This window comes from Pseudomonas sp. JDS08PS003 (assembly GCF_045013505.1).
Classification (GTDB): domain Bacteria; phylum Pseudomonadota; class Gammaproteobacteria; order Pseudomonadales; family Pseudomonadaceae; genus Aquipseudomonas; species Aquipseudomonas protegens_B.
In genome coordinates this window covers 4695186-4710614 of record NZ_CP120724.1, presented here as the reverse complement: position 1 = coordinate 4710614, position 15429 = coordinate 4695186, and the positions used below count along the sequence as shown (strand labels likewise).

Here is a 15429-nt window from a genome sequence, read left to right as displayed (position 1 = left end):
AGTTGATGATTCGGATGATCGGGATTCCATTCAGGTAGCGGTTGGGGCGGGGCTCAGGGCTTGCTCGCGTCGTAGGGCAGCAGCACGGTGTCGACGGCGGCGTCCAGGGGCAGGCTGGCGACCATCAGGATCGGACACACCACACTCACCCAGCAGATGCCGGTGAGCATGCCCGCGTAGCCCATGTCATAGCCGGTGAGTATCTGCGCGTTCATCGTCGTGCCGCGGTAATAGCGATCGTCACGCCAATCATGGCCGCTGCGCGCCATGTAGGTGCCGCAACCGTTCAGCAGCAGGGTGTTGAGCAGCAACAGGCTAGGGATGATTCGGATGATCAGGCTTCCACGCAGGGTTGAGACAGGGGGCGGCGCGGATCAGTGATTCATCGCGTCATAGGGCAGCAGCGCGGTGTCGGCCACGGCATCCACCGGCAGGCTGACAATGGCCACCACCGGGCAGACGATGCTGACCCAGCAGAAGACCGTGGCGTAGCCGTCGTAGCCACTGGAACCACGCATGGTCAGCAGCTCGATATTGGCCTGGGTGCCTTTGTAGTAGTCGTAGCCGGTATGGGCGTTGGGCGTGCGGGCGATCAGGGTGCCGCAGCCCGTCAGGGACAGCAGGGACAGCAGAAGTACAGCGTTGAGGGCTTTGATGATGCCATTCCTTAGCGAGCAGATTTTTGCCGCGCGCATCGTCGCAGAAGCCTGGGACGCACGCTAGATAGGCTCGAATAAATAATCGGCACCCGCTCAGATCGCTGATGGAATCAACAGCAGCAGATCGGTATCGCCGATGTCCACGCCGGCTTGGGTCAACAGGGTGCTGGCCTGGCCTCGGTGATGGGTCTGATGATTGAAGAAATGCACCAGCAGGGCATGGAAGTTGCGCTCGGCGACCACGCCCCGGGTGTTGGCGTAATGCAGGCTGCTGTCCAGGTCGGTCTCGCTCAGGGACTGGCTGAAATCGAGGATCAACTGGTCCAGCCATTGGCGCTGCTGCCAGAGCCCGCGCAGGTCACTGAACAGCAGGGTCTTGAGGTCCTGTGGCTGGGCCACCTGCTGCAGAGGGGCCAGTGCCGGATGCTGCGCAGGGTGCTGGGCAAAACGCTTGAGCCAGATCGTGTCACCGGCCAGCAGGTGATTGAGGGTACCGAGGATCGAGCCGAAAAATGCCTGGCGGTCGAGCACGATCTGCCCCTCGGGCAGGCTCATGGCGGCGTTGTACAGCTTGGCGTTCATCCATTGGTTGTAGCGGGCCATCAGGTTCAGGTGTTCGGTGCGGTTCATGGCCGTTCCTTGTGGTGGTGTAGGGCGCTCGATCAGGCGGGCATCAGCTTCGCAAGGAGGATGGCCGGCGCGCAAGGGCGGTTTGAAAATGCCCGTGCGATGGGCGTTTTCCAGGCCTTCGAGGCATTAAAAAAAACGCCCCTTTGGCCCCGATAACATCGTTTCTCGGGGCTTGGGCTTTTCTCTATATTGGCCACCAGATCCAGCGCGGCAACAAGCCGCGCACCCTTTATGGTGAGCCGTTGCAATGAATAAAAAACCTGAACGCACAGGGCTGGAAAATCCCGGAACCGCCACCCGGGTGGTCTGGGGCGGAGAGCAGATCCGTCATCCCTACAACGCCACGCAAACGCCGATTATCGCCAGCGCCGCCTATGGCTATGACGACATCGACCAGTGGTACGACGTGGCCCTGGGCAAGGCTCCGGGCTTCATCTACAGCCGCATGAGCAACCCCACGGTGGAGACCCTGGAAGCCAAGCTGCGGGACCTGGAAAACGCCGAATCGGCGGTGGCCTTCAGCAGCGGCATGGCGGCCATCAGCGGCGTGCTCTACAGCTTTCTGCGCCACGGTCAGCGAGTGGTATCCACCAAGGACAGCTACGGTGGCACCAACAAGATCTTCGAAGAGTTCCTGCCGCGCATGGGCGTGGCCGTGACCCTCTGCGAAACCTTCGACCAGCAGCAGATCGAAGCCGAGATCGCCAAGGGCTGCGACCTGCTGTACCTGGAGACCCCGACCAACCCGACACTGAAGATCGTCGATATCCAGCGTCTGGTGAGCGCGGCGAAAAAGGTCGGCGCCCTGGTGGTGGCCGATAACACCTTTGCCACGCCGCTGAACCAGAACCCCCTGGCGCTGGGCGTGGATGTGGTGATTCACAGCGCTACCAAGTTCCTCAGCGGCCACGGCGATGTGCTCGGTGGCGTGGCCTGCGGCAGCGAAGCGCTGATGAGCCAGGTGCGTCACTACCGGGAAATCAACGGTGCCAGCCTCGATCCGTTTTCAGCCTACCTGATCATCCGCGGGATCAAGACCCTGGCCCTGCGCATGCGTCAGCAACAGCACAGCGCGGCGCAACTGGCGCAGTTCCTGCTCAACGAGCCGCTGGTGGAAGCGGTGAATTACCCAGGGTTGCCCAGCCACCCGAACCACGCCGTGGCCTGTGCGCAGATGCGCGGCTTTGGCGCCATCGTCAGCTTTGTCCTGGCGGGCGGCATGGACAGCGTCAAGCTGCTGTTGCCGCGCCTGCGCTATGCCCACTGCGCCGGCAACCTGGGGGCGGTGGAAACCATCTACGGCCCGGCCCGCACCACCAGCCATGTGGAGAACACCCTGGAAGAGCGCCAGGCCCTGGGTATCTCCGAAGGCCTGGTGCGGATCTCGGTGGGCATCGAAGACACCGATGACCTGCTGGCAGACCTGCAACAGGCCTTTGCCTGGCTGCGCCAATCCCTCAAGCAGAATGCGGCGCCCGACGCCGTCCCTTCCCTGAATGCCCGGGCCGAGGTCGCCCACTGAAAGAGCGCGCAACACCCCCACAGCAAGGCAGCCCGTGGGGGCTTCATGAAGAGGAATAACAATAAAAACCTGGTGGCATCCGATTTGTTTTCTGCCCATTTCCACAGTCGCAGAAATTGAGACTTGCCCTGACAACTTTCATGAGAACCATCATGTCCCTACAAGAACAACAGACCGACTTGCGCGGCGGCTTCAAGCAAGAAATGCAGACCCGGCACATCGTCATGCTCGCCCTCGGCGGGGTGATCGGCACCGGGCTGTTCCTCACGTCCGGCTACACGGTGAACCAGGCCGGCCCCCTGGGGGCGGTGATCGCCTATATCATCGGCGCGCTGATGGTGTACATGGTGATGATGTGCCTCGGCGAACTGGCGGTGCAGATGCCCGAGACCGGCTCCTTCAGCACCTACGCCACGCGCTTTCTCGGCCCCGGCACCGGCTACACCGTGGCCTGGCTGTACTGGCTGACCTGGACCGTGGCCATCGGCTCGGAATTCACCGCCGCCGGCATCCTCATGGCCCGCTGGTTCCCCGACACCCCGGTGTGGATCTGGAGCGCGCTGTTCGCCATGGTGGTGTTTTTGTCCAACGTGGTCTCGGTGCGGCTGTTCGCCGAGACCGAGTTCTGGCTGTCGCTGGTCAAGGTGATCACCGTGCTGGTGTTCCTGGCGGTGGGTGGCGGGGCGATCCTGGGCCTGTTGAACATCGATCAGGCCCACAGCATCGGCTTGAGCAACTTCACTCGTGAGGGGCTGTTCCCCACCGGTTTCATGCCGATTGCCATGACCCTGCTGGCGGTGTCCTTCGCCTTCTCCGGCACTGAACTGATCGGCATTGCCGCCGGCGAAACCCGCGACCCGCAACGCAACGTGCCACGGGCGATCCGCACCACGGTGCTGCGCCTGGCGATCTTCTTTGTCGGCACCATCTTCGTCCTCGCCACCCTGTTGCCCCGGGAGCAGGCCGGCCTGGTGGAAAGCCCGTTCGTCACGGTGTTCACCTACATCGGTATTCCGTACTCGGCGGACATCATGAACTTCGTGATCATCAGCGCGCTGCTGTCCGCCGCCAACTCCGGGTTGTACGCCGCCTCGCGGATGCTCTGGACCCTGAGTGACCAGGGCCATCTGCCCAAGCAGTTCTCGGCCCTGACCCGCATGGGCACGCCGCTCAACGCGATCATCGTGAGCATGGCCGGCGGTGCGGCCTCTCTGCTCAGCAGTGTGTTCGCCCCGGACACCATCTACCTGGCCCTGGTGTCGATTTCCGGGCTGGCGGTGGTGGTGGTGTGGATGAGCATCGCCGCCAGCCAGATCGCCTTTCGCCGTCACTATGTGGCCAACGGCGGTGATGTTCGCGAGCTCAAGTTCCGTGTCCGCGGCTATCCCTGGGTGCCGCTGGGGGCGTTGTTCTGCTGCGCCCTGGCTTGTGTCGGCATCGGTTTTGATCCCGAGCAGCGGGTGGCCCTGTACTTCGGTCTGCCCTTCATCGCCTGGTGCTACTTCGTGTATTACATTACCCGCAGTAGCCGCCAGCGGCGCCTGGCCCTGGCACCTCTGGCACGCTCGTCCGATGCCTTGCAAGGCTGAAGGACGGGAGCGGTATCCAGGGTGTCCATGAGAGCCAGGCCATGAAGCAGAAAAGCTTGCCCCCGCTGAACTGGCTGCGCGCCTTCGAAGTGTCCGCCCGTTGCCTGAACTTCACCCACGCCGCCGAGGAACTGTTCCTCACCCAGGGCGCGGTGAGCCAGCAGATCCGCCAACTGGAAAGCCACCTCGGGGTGGCGCTGTTCAAGCGCCTGCCCCGGGGCCTGGACCTGACCGAGGAAGGGCGCTCCTACCTGCCGGTGGTGCAGGACGCCATCACCCGGCTGGCGGTGGGCACCAACGAAATCTTCGGCCAGCACCAGCACCGGCCGATCAAGGTCCGCGGCAGCCTGGCGTTCTTCGTCCACTGGCTGGCCCCCAAGCTGGTGACCTTCCAGCAGGCCCAGCCCCAGGTGGACCTTCGCTACATCAGCAATATCTGGGTCAAGGAACTGGACGGCGAGGACGACATGGAGATCCGCTGGGGCCGCGGGCACTGGCCGGGGCTGGTGGCCCAGCGCCTGACCTGGGACAGCCTGTTCCCGGTCTGCGCCCCGGCCTTGCTGGCGCGTTTGCCACTGCAGGTGCCGGACGATCTGGCCCGGCATCAACTGCTGCATGTACTGGGCTATGAGGAGGGCTGGGGCTACTGGCTCAAGCGCGCCGGCGCCAGTGGCGTGGACTCGTCCCGGGGCATGCAGTTCGACACCCTGATCTCGACCTTGCGCATGGCCGAGCTGGGCCAGGGCGTGGCCCTGGCCCGTTCCTCGATGGTCGCTGAAATGCTTGCTGACGGGCGTCTGGTGGAACCCTTCGAGCAACGCATCGAGGCCAGCGAGTCCTTTTATCTGGTGCGCGGCGCCGACGCCGAGCAACACCCCGATGCGCTGAAGTTTTCCACCTGGCTGGTGGAGCAGGCCCATCGCTACAAATGACTGGCCGGAGCCAAGCATGCGTTATGTGAGTACCCGCAGTGCCACCGAACAGGTGGATTTCGCAACCGTGGTCCTGTCCGGCGTGGCGGCCGACGGCGGGCTTTATGTGCCGCAGCAGTTGCCCAGTTTCAGCCCCCAGGAAATCGCCAACTGGTCGACCCTGGATTACCCCGAACTGGCCTTTCGCGTGCTCAGCCCCTTTGTTGGTGACAGCCTGCCCGAGGCGGACTTCAAGGGGCTGCTTCGGCAGGCCTACAGCGGTTTTGGCCATCGTGCGGTGGCGCCGCTGCGCCAGATCGATCGCAATGAGTGGCTGCTGGAGCTGTTTCATGGCCCCAGTGGTTCGGCCAAGGACTTTGCCGCACGCCTGCAGGCCCAACTGGTGAGCTACTTTCTCCAGCGCCGGCAGCGGCGTGGGGTGCTGGTGGGGGCCACCAATGGCGACACCGGACTGGCGGCCATCGAGGCCTTCAAGGACTGCCCGCAGACGCGACTGATGGTGTTCTATCCGCAGCACGGGGTGCCCGAGCAGCAAGGGCGGCAGTTGCAGGCGGCGCACCAGCCGGGCCTGTGGCGCTTCGCCGTGGAGGGCAGCTTCGATGACTGCCAGACCCTGGTCAGCCGCTTGCTGCGTCAGTGGCCGTTGGCCGAGCACGAGGTGATCGGCTTCAACTCCAGCAATTGGGTCGGGGTCATGGCCCAGTTGGTGCTGTATTTCCACGCCGTGCTGCAACTTGGCGGGGGCCAGCGGCCCATCGGCTTCAGTGTTCCGGCGGCCAGTTTCGCCGAGGTCTATGCCGGCTACATCGTGCAGAAAATGGGCCTGCCCATCACTCAGATGATCGTGGCCACCAACCGCAATGACGCCCTGCACCAACTGTTCCTGAAGAACCAGTATTCCCGGGGGCAGGCCAGCCAGAGCCTGTCGCCGGCCATGGACCTGTCGCTGTTCGCCAACCTGGAGCGCCTGGTCTGGGAGCTGTATGGCCAGGACCCGGACGCGGTGGCGGTGCTGATGCAGGGCTTCGAGGACAACGGCGAGATGACCCTGGACAACGAAGCCTGGCTGCAGGCGCGGATGATCATCGACTCCTATTCGGTCAGCGACGAAGAGACCGGCAAGGAGATCGTCAGCCTGTATCGGGACACCGGCTACGTCATTGACCCCCATGCCGCCACCGGGGTTCTGGCGGCACGCCTGTACCGCCGCAGCCTGGTGGCGCCGATGGTCACCCTGGGGGAGATTGCACCGGCCAAGTCGGCGCGCCTGCTGAGCTCGCTGGGCCTCCCCGGGTTGCCGCAAGAGCCGGTGGCACAGCCTTCGACGCAGCAGTGGCAGACGCTGGCCGCGGATGACTTTGGCGCGCTGCTGCACTGCCTGGAGTCCTGGTGATGGGCCGGTGCAAGGTGAGCCCATGAAGCGGATTCTTGATCCTCTGGACGAGCGCATCCTGGCCGAACTGACCCTCAACGCCCGGGCCGCCCACGCCGAGCTGGCGGCCAAGGTCAACCTGTCGCGCAATGCCGTGCGCCAGCGTATCGAGCGCCTGGAACGGGACGGGGCGATCCAGGGCTACACCATTCGCGTGGGGGAGGGGCGGGGCGCGGACACCCGGATCAATGCGCTGATCTTCGTCTACCGCTACGACCGCATGCGCGGCGCCGAAGTGCTGCAGGCCTTGCGTGCCATGCCGGAGATCATCCAGTGCGAAGTGCTCAGCGGCGAGTTCGATGTACTGGTGCGGGTCAGCGCCGCCACGGCGGAGCGGGTGCATCGGGTGTGGAATGACATCGCCGCCTTGCCCGGGGTGGAAAACACCGTCACGTCCTTTGTCCTGTCCTCGGTGAGTTAGGGGCTGTCTGCCTGCTTGAAAAAGCCAACCAGTGTTGGCTTTTTTGCTTTTTTGGCGCCGCGGAATGTGCCCGTTCATGCCTCATGAACAGGTGTTGGGCGGTACGCCTTGAAATGGCTTCGGTGGAAATCTGCGCGGGTAGCCGATGGCTCGAAGAAACGCCTCTGGCGGATCAACAGTCCGCTACCAAGAAACCTTTCCTGAAAATTCAGAAGTGTCTGATGTGTCGGTTATTGGGGTTAATCCAGTATCGGCACCCACTGCAAGGCCCGTATTCCGGGGGGATACGCCGTTTGCTGGGGTGCTCGGTGCTTGTTTGACGCCAGGATAGTGGCACATTAATATCGCCGCCCTGTCTTGACCCTTGCTGCCCTTTCGAAGGACCGAATATGCCTATCTCCGCCCTCGGGATGAGGTTGTGCTGTGCCTTGTCTTGCCTGCTGCTGGCCGGCCCCGTGCACATGGCGATTGCCGCTCCCTTGCCTGCACCGACCTTCAACCCCGGCGACCAGGATCTGATCCTCTAATTCCGCTTTTTGCCTGAGATATTCGACATGGACGTTCGTCAGTTTGCCTTTCTGGCCCGCCAGCCCTCGGCTGCCCTGCAATTGCGTGAGTCCTTCTGGGGCCTGCCGAAACGCGGACTGGCGTTCATCCTCGCCAACGTGATGTTCTGGCAGCCGCTGGTGGTGATGGCCGACGGCATCGTGGTCAACGGCAGCGGCACCAGTCTCGGTCAGGCCGGCAATGGCGTGCCCATCGTCAACATCGCCGCCCCCAATGGCGGTGGCTTGTCCCATAACCAGTTCAGCGACTACAACGTCGGCCAGCAGGGCGTGATCCTCAACAACGCCATCAACCGCACCCAGGAAACCCAACTCGGCGGGATCATCCTCGGCAACCCCAACCTGGGTGGCCGCGCGGCCAATGTCATCCTCAACGAAGTCAACGGCGGCAGCCCCAGCCAGCTCAAGGGCTACACCGAAGTGGCCGGGCAATCGGCCCATGTCATCGTTGCCAACCCCTATGGCGTGAGCTGCAACGGCTGCGGCTTTATCAACACCCCGAAAGCCACCCTGACCACCGGCAAACCGGTGATCGAGAACGGCCAGCTCCAGCGTTACCAGGTGGATCAAGGCAGCGTGTCCATCGAGGGCGCGGGGCTCAATGCCAGCAACATCGACCAGTTCGAAATCATCACCCGTAGCGCGAAAATCAACGCCGAGATCCAGGCCAAGCACCTGGCGGTGATCGCCGGGGCCAACGATGTCGATGCCAAGACCTTGAACGCCACGGCCCGCGCCGCCAACCCAGCGGATGCGCCGCAACTGGCCATCGACTCATCAGCCCTGGGCGGCATGTACGCCGGGGCCATCAAGCTGGTGGGCACCGAGGCTGGGGTCGGGGTCAAGCTCGACGGCAAGCTGATCGCCAGTGGTGGCGATATACAGCTGGATGCCAATGGCCAGTTGCGCATGGTGGAGGCAAGCGCGGAGAAGGGCGCGGTGGCGATCAAGGCGCAAAGCCTCGATGCTAAGGGCGCGGTCTACGCCGGCACCGATCTCAAGGTGCAAACTCAAGACGACCTGAACAACCACAGCACCCTGGCGGCGGCCAACAGCGTCACCCTCGGCAGCGGCGGGCAACTGAACAACCACGGCATCATCGAAGCCGGGGTCAACCTCGACAACAGCCGCAACCCGAACGGCGATGTCACCCTGACGGCGCAAAACCTGAACAACACTGGCAAGAGCGTGGTGGCCAGCCGTGATTTGACGGTCACGACTACCCAGACTTTGACCAACCAGGGCGGCACCCTGAGCGGCCAGCGCCAGGTGACGGTCAGTGCCGGGACTCTGGATAACAGCCATCAGGGCAAGCTGCTGAGCGCCGAGCGCCTGCAACTCAATGCCGATCAGGTGCGCAACGGCCAGGGCGGTCTGATCAAGAGCCAGCAGTCCCTCAACGCCACCCTGGGCCACCTGGGCAACAGCGGCGGCGAGCTGTCGAGCCAGGGCAGCAGCACCCTGGTGCTGGCCGGGATGGACAACCTCACCGGCGTGGTACTGGCGCAACAGACCCTGGAGATTACCGGTACTGCGGAACTGGACAACCAGGGCGGGCTGCTGTCTGGCTGGCAGGGCCTGACCCTCAAGGGCATCGGCCTGAACAACAGCAACAAAGGCACCGTCTCCAGCCTCAAGGGCGCTGTCGACATCACCCTCAACAACGCCTTGAACAACAGCCAGGGCGGTGGCCTGGTCAGCCAGCAGGCCCTGGACGTCAAGGCCGCGAGCCTCGACAACAGCCTCAAGGGCGTGATCTCCAGCGCGGGTGCACAGAGCCTCAAACTCAGCGAGCGGCTGGACAACAGCCAGGGCGGTTCCCTCGACAGCGCCACCACCCTGACCCTGCAGGCCATGGCCCTGGGCAACCAGGGCGGCACAGTCAACGCCAGCGGCGACCTGGAATTCATTGGTGGTGACCTGGACAACAGCCACGGCACCTTCACCGGCAAGCAGGGCGTCACCCTCGACCTGCTGGGACACTTGATCAACAACCAGGGCACGCTGTCTGCCGCCGGCCCCTTGCTGCTCAAGCGCAGCACTAAGGTTGAGAACCAGGGCGGCGACCTCTCCAGCCAGCAGTGGCTGCGGCTGTTCACCGAACACTTGGACAACCGGCAGAAAGGCCGGGTAGCGGCCAATGATTCAGTGTTGATCAGCGCCAGTGGCGAAGTGCAGAACAGCGATGGCGGAGAGATCCTCAGCCGCGAAGCCGACCTGCAACTCAATGCCGAGCGTCTGGACAGCGCCAAGGGCCTGCTGCAGGCCAAGACCAACCTGGGCCTCGATGTGGCAGCCGCCGCCGGCAACCAAGGCGGGCAAGTGATTGCCCAGCAGGGCGACCTGACGCTCAAGGCGGCCCACCTCGACAACCGCGCGGGCAAGGTCTCGGCCCTCAACGGCGGCGCCACTCTGGAAACCGCCGCCGATGGCCGCCTCGACAACCGTGACGGCGCGCTCTTCGCCCAGCAGGCGCTGCATATCAGCGCCAAGGACCTGGACAACAGCGCCGGCCAGATCAGCGCCCGGCAGATCGAGCTGGAACTGGCTGGCGCCCTGGACAACCGCCAGGGCCTGATCGAAAGCCGCAGCACCCTGGCCACCGCCGCCGCCAGCCTGGACAACCAGCGCGGGCAACTGCGGGCCCTGGGTCTGGCGAGCAAAACCCGCTTCGATATCGGCGGCACTTTCGACAACCGCGACGGCTTCCTGGAAACCGCCAACCACGACCTGGCCTTCGACGCCGGCGGCTTCAACAACCGCGGCGGCAGCCTGCTGCACAGCGGCAGCGGCATGTTCGGCATCTCCATGGCCAACCTCGAAGACGTCGGCGGCCGCCTGAAGACCGCCGGCCAACTGACCCTGGAAGCCGAGCGCTGGACCAACAGCAGTGCAATCCAGGCCGACCAGTTGCTGGTCAAGGTCGACCACCTGACCCAGACCGCCGATGGCCAGCTCCTGGCGGGCAACGGCCTGACCGGCAGCGGCAGCCACTGGAGCAACGACGGCCTGATCGGCAGCGACGCCGCGCTCAACCTCGACCTGAGCGGCAACTACAGCGGCAAGGGGCGCCTGAGCAGCATTGGTCAACTGGACCTGCATGCCGCCCAACTGGATCTGGCGGACAGCGCCAGCATCGCCGGCGGCGCCAACAGCACCCTGAAGATCGAGGGTGCGCTGAACAGCGCCGGGCGCATCACCGCCAGCCAGAAACTGCAACTGAACGCCGCCAGCATCCACAACCTTGGCACCCTGGGCAGCGGCGAAGACCTGAACCTCAACGCCGCCACCCTGGTCAACGACCACGGCCTGATCTCCAGCGGCGGCAATATGCAGCTGCTGACCACGAGCTTCACCAACCGCTACGCCCAGGTGTACAGCCTGGGCACCGCGCTGATCGCCAAGGACGACCAGCAAACCCGCGCCGACCTGCTGGACAACCGTTCAGGGGATATCGAAAGCCTCGGCAAGCTGAGCATCGCCGCCACTACCGTCAACAACGTCATGGACGTGCTGCAGTACACCGAGCATGAGAAGAGTGCGGCCAGTATCACCCGCTTGCCGTGTGAGTGGATTGGTTGCGACGACCGCGGAGGCGGCCGCATCAACGGCTTCTGGGAAGTGGCCGAAACCGATCGTCTGCGAGTGACCAACAGCAGCGCCGCCGCCAGCCTCAACAGCGGCGCCGACTTGCAGATCGACACCCAGGTACTGACCAACACCAGCAGCTTGATCACCGCGGCCGGCGACCTCAACGTCAAGGCCGAGACCGTCCACAATCAGGGCCTGCAACCCCAGGAAATCACCACCCTGCGGCGGTATCAGAGCTTCGTCAACGAGACTGGTAACGCCGCCGCCCATGCCGCCGCGTTCAACGCCCGCAACAACCCGACTCCGTCTGCCAGCTTTGCTTCCGACCTCAGCGCCTTTATCGCCTGGACCGGGGTATTGCGGTCCTCCAGCAGCAAAGTGGTGGACGGCGACCAATCCTTTGCCGCCACCCTCCAGGCCGGTGGCAAGGTCAACCTCAAGGCTGACAAAACCCTCGACAACAGCGTGATCCGCTCCTTCTACGAGTACGTCGGCGCCGGCAAGACCCTGACCGACACCGGCGTTGGCAACGGCTACTCGACGCCGATCCGGATCAACCCGCAACTGCCCCCGGAACTGGCCCAGCAACAGGTCAACCCCCTGGTACTGCCGGGCTTCACCCTGCCCACCAGCGGCAACGGCCTGTTCCGCCTCAGCGGCCAGGGCAGCACCTTGGCCCAGGCCCCGACGCCTGCGCAGATCGCCGGCCTACCGGACGCCGCAAGCCTGTCCCGGCCGCACAAGTACCTGATCGAAACCAACCCGGCGCTGACCAACCTCAAGCAGTTCATGAGCTCGGACTACCTGCTGTCCCACCTCGGCTACAACCCCGATGAAAGCGCCAAGCGCCTGGGGGACGGTTTCTACGAACAGAAACTCATCCAGCAAGCCATGGTGGCCCGCACCGGCCAGCGCTTTATCGACGGCCAGGACAGCAACGAAAAGCTCTTCAAACATCTGATGGACAACGCCATCCAGAGCAAGCAACAGCTTGACCTGTCGGTGGGCGTGACCCTGACCTCCGAACAAGTCGCCGCCCTGACCCACGACATCGTCTGGCTGGAAAGCCATGAAGTGAACGGCGAACAGGTGCTGGTGCCAGTGCTGTACCTGGCCCAGGCCAACAACCGCCTGGCGCCCAACGGCTCCCTGATCGCCGGCAAGGATGTAAGCCTGATTGCCGGCAAGGACTTGAACAACGTCGGCACCCTGCGCGCGGCCAATGACCTGTCGGCGGTGGCGGGGGAGAACCTGGTCAATAGTGGGTTGGCGGAGGCGGGCAATCGCCAGGATCTGCTGGCGGGCAACCATCTGGTCAACCGCGCCGGCGGCATCATCGCTGGGCGTGATGTGACCCTGACCACCACCCAGGGCGACGTGATCAACGACCGCACCCTGACCACCCACCAGAGCAGCAGCGAAGACTACGTCCGCGAGCAGCGCCGCGATTTCCTCGACAGCGCCGCCCGTATCGAAGCCGGCAACAGCCTGAGCATCGACGCCGAACGAGACTTCGACAGCAACAGCAGCGTCCTGCACAGCGGTGGCGACACCCGCATCAAGGCCGGTCGCAACGTCAGCCTCAACGCCGTCGAGCAAGTGGTCAGCAACGACCGCGGCATCGGCAACCTCGACCAGAGCAAAACCCAGCACGGCGCCACCCTGGAGAGCGGTGGGAACCTGAGTATTGAGGCCGGAGGCAACGTCACCGCCGTCGCCAGCCAGATCGACGCCAAGGGCGACGTCTCGATGACGGCCAAGGACCACCTGACCCTGGCCTCGGCCGCCAATGAACAACACTGGGCCAGCAAGACCGGTACCACCAAGAGCGAAGAGGATCGCGTCCACCAACAAGCCACCACGGTGACGGCGGGCGGGGATGTGATGCTCAAGTCCGGCCAGGACATGACCCTGATTTCCAGCAAGGTCAAGGCCGGGGATGAAGCCTATCTGGTGGCTGGTGGTCAGTTGAACCTGCTGGCGGAGCAGGACAGTGAGTACTTGCTGTATGACATGAAGAAGAAGGGGGGCTGGGGCAGCAAGGAAACCAAGCGCGATGAAGTCACCCGGGTTACCCATGTTGGCAGTGAGATCAGCGCTGGTGGCAACCTGACGCTCAAGAGCGATGGTGACCAGAGGTATCAGGTCGCCAAGCTGGAGAGTGGCAAGGACATCACTCTGGATAGCGGTGGCGCCATCACCTTCGAAGGGGTGAAGGACCTGCACCAGGAAAGCCACGAGAAGACCAATAACAACTCTTTCTGGGTGTCCTCCAAAGGCAAGGGCAATACCGACGAAACCCTGCGCCAGACCCAGATGGTGGCGGCCGGCAATATCGTGATCAAAGCCGTTGATGGCCTGAAGATCGATGTGAGGCAAGTCAACCAGCAAACCGTCAGCCAGAGCATCGACGCGATGGTCAAGGCCGACCCGCAACTGGCGTGGCTCAAAGAGGCCGAGAAACGCGGCGATGTTGATTGGCGGGTGGTGAAGGAGATCCACGACTCCTACAAGTACAGCAACTCTGGGTTGGGGCCGGCTTCGCAGATCATTATTGCGATTGTGATGGGCGCCGTGATTGGGCCTATGGCGGGTGGTCTGGTCGGTGGTGGTACTACCGGTGCGGTTGTGGGAGCTGTTGCGACGGGGGCGTCGACCAATGCGACCGTCAGCTTTATCAATAACGGTGGCAACCTTGGTGCTGTATTCAAGGATGTGACCTCTTCCAACGCGATGAAAGGGTATGTGATCTCTGGTGTTACTGCGGGGCTTACATCTGCTTACTTTGACGGTTGGACTGGCACTCATACTGATACGGCAACGAATCAGGTTATTGGGCCGAACCTCAGCACTTGGACAGGTGTTGGGCAATTTGCTGCGAGCCAAACACTGCAGAGCGGCACTTCCATGCTGTTGAGCAAGGCTCTGGGGCAGGGTGGCAGTGCAAGTGATGCACTGAAAAGTGCCTTGTTCAACACCTTGGCGGCGGCCAGCTTCAATGCGGTGGGTGATTACACCAAAGGTGTTTTGAACGACGGCATGCCTCCCAAAATATTGATCCACGCCATGGTTGGCGGCCTTCTGTCAAAAGCAACTGGCGGCGACTTCAAGACCGGCGCTTTGGCGGCGGGTGTAAATGAAGCTGTGGTTGTCCAGTTGGACAAACTGGTGAGTGGTAACAAGACACTGCTGTCCATGAACTCGCAGATTGTGGGTGTGCTAGCAGCTGCTGCGCAGAGAGATGCGGATGCGCAATCGATAGAGAAGGGCGGCTGGGTCGCAAAAAACGCAACGCAGTACAACTATGCAGGGCATCAAGAAATTGACGACTTAGAGGAGCAGGCGCGTAACTGTAAAGCTCTTGGAAACTGTGATGAGGTCAGGGAGCGGTTTAGAAAACAGAGCGTTAAGCTTGATGATGAATTGGCGGCCGATTGTGCTAAAAATCCAGCCCTTTGCACGTTCTTGTATGGGGATCTCCTGCATGACAGAAATAGCCTGCAGGAGCGTCTTGGAAAGATGTATTTTGATGACAGTATTCCTTCGATGTTTAAGGAGGACTTGCATCGTTATCAGTTACAGAATACAGCTGCTATAGGGGTTCTCATTCAGGCTCAGACTGAGTCTGCTCTTGAGAGTAAAGGGGTTTCGCCGGAAAAAGCTGCCTGGGTAAGTAAGCTTGTTGCTGCAATGGGCGGTTTTCTGGGCGGGAAGGGTAAAGGTGGAAGCGGTGCTACAAGTGGGAAAGTAGCGGCTTCAGGTACTAGTAAACCTATTATTGATCATGTTGTTGTGTCTTCAGGTAAGGCTCCTAAAACAGCAGCACCAAACTCTATATATGAAATCTCTCGTGCGGATGGAAGTAAAAGTGTAACTTATTATGATAGTCAAGGACGGACCTTTTCACGGGAAGACTATGGTCAACAAAGAAGTCACGGTAGTTTAGGGTATGGTGTGGATGGGCGAGCAGTGCCCCATGAGCATAAGATTGAATATAATAGTCGGGGGTTTGTGGATAAACAGTATTATCGCGAAATCGATGCTGATGGTAAGCCTGTTGGAGCTTGGATTCTAGATAAGTAGAGGA

10 protein-coding genes are annotated in these 15429 nt (G+C 62.4%); 7 read left to right on the top strand and 3 right to left on the bottom strand.

What is annotated here, in order from left to right:
- Positions 1 to 53: 53 nt before the first annotated feature.
- From P7C00_RS20820 to P7C00_RS20810, 3 genes are all read right to left on the bottom strand, one after another.
- Positions 54 to 311 (bottom strand): YceK/YidQ family lipoprotein, encoded by a 258-nt coding sequence (locus tag P7C00_RS20820; protein WP_346635032.1) that lies wholly within the window; start codon positions 309 to 311, stop codon positions 54 to 56.
- 63 nt (positions 312 to 374) lie between these two features.
- Positions 375 to 695, bottom strand: a complete 321-nt coding sequence (locus tag P7C00_RS20815) for a YceK/YidQ family lipoprotein (protein WP_346635031.1) — start codon at positions 693 to 695, stop codon at positions 375 to 377.
- A 57-nt stretch (positions 696 to 752) separates the two neighbouring features.
- On the bottom strand, positions 753 to 1289 hold the full coding sequence (locus P7C00_RS20810) for a DinB family protein (protein WP_346635030.1): 537 nt from the start codon (positions 1287 to 1289) through the stop codon (positions 753 to 755).
- Positions 1290 to 1536: 247 nt separating this feature from the next.
- Here P7C00_RS20810 and P7C00_RS20805 point away from each other — a divergent pair, with 247 nt between their 5' ends.
- From P7C00_RS20805 to P7C00_RS20775, 7 genes are all read left to right on the top strand, one after another.
- Positions 1537 to 2811, top strand: coding sequence for a cystathionine gamma-synthase family protein (locus P7C00_RS20805; RefSeq protein ID WP_404937276.1), 1275 nt, complete (start codon positions 1537 to 1539; stop codon positions 2809 to 2811).
- 152 nt (positions 2812 to 2963) lie between these two features.
- Positions 2964 to 4400, top strand: coding sequence for an amino acid permease (locus P7C00_RS20800; RefSeq protein WP_346635028.1), 1437 nt, complete (start codon positions 2964 to 2966; stop codon positions 4398 to 4400).
- 41 nt (positions 4401 to 4441) lie between these two features.
- A complete protein-coding gene (locus P7C00_RS20795; RefSeq protein WP_110652790.1) occupies positions 4442 to 5332 on the top strand; it encodes a LysR substrate-binding domain-containing protein in 891 nt (296 codons plus the stop codon).
- Between the two features lie 16 nt (positions 5333 to 5348).
- Positions 5349 to 6725: a threonine synthase gene (gene thrC / locus P7C00_RS20790; protein WP_404937275.1), complete on the top strand. Its 1377-nt coding sequence runs from the start codon at positions 5349 to 5351 to the stop codon at positions 6723 to 6725.
- Between the two features lie 22 nt (positions 6726 to 6747).
- The gene (locus P7C00_RS20785; protein ID WP_404937274.1) at positions 6748 to 7185 is read left to right on the top strand and encodes an Lrp/AsnC family transcriptional regulator; all 438 of its coding nucleotides are present in this window, start codon (positions 6748 to 6750) and stop codon (positions 7183 to 7185) included.
- 389 nt (positions 7186 to 7574) lie between these two features.
- Entirely contained in the window at positions 7575 to 7712 is a 138-nt protein-coding gene (locus P7C00_RS20780) for a hypothetical protein (RefSeq protein WP_346635026.1), read from the top strand.
- Positions 7713 to 7739: 27 nt separating this feature from the next.
- Positions 7740 to 15425, top strand: coding sequence for a DUF637 domain-containing protein (locus P7C00_RS20775; protein WP_404937273.1), 7686 nt, complete (start codon positions 7740 to 7742; stop codon positions 15423 to 15425).
- Positions 15426 to 15429: the final 4 nt, after the last annotated feature.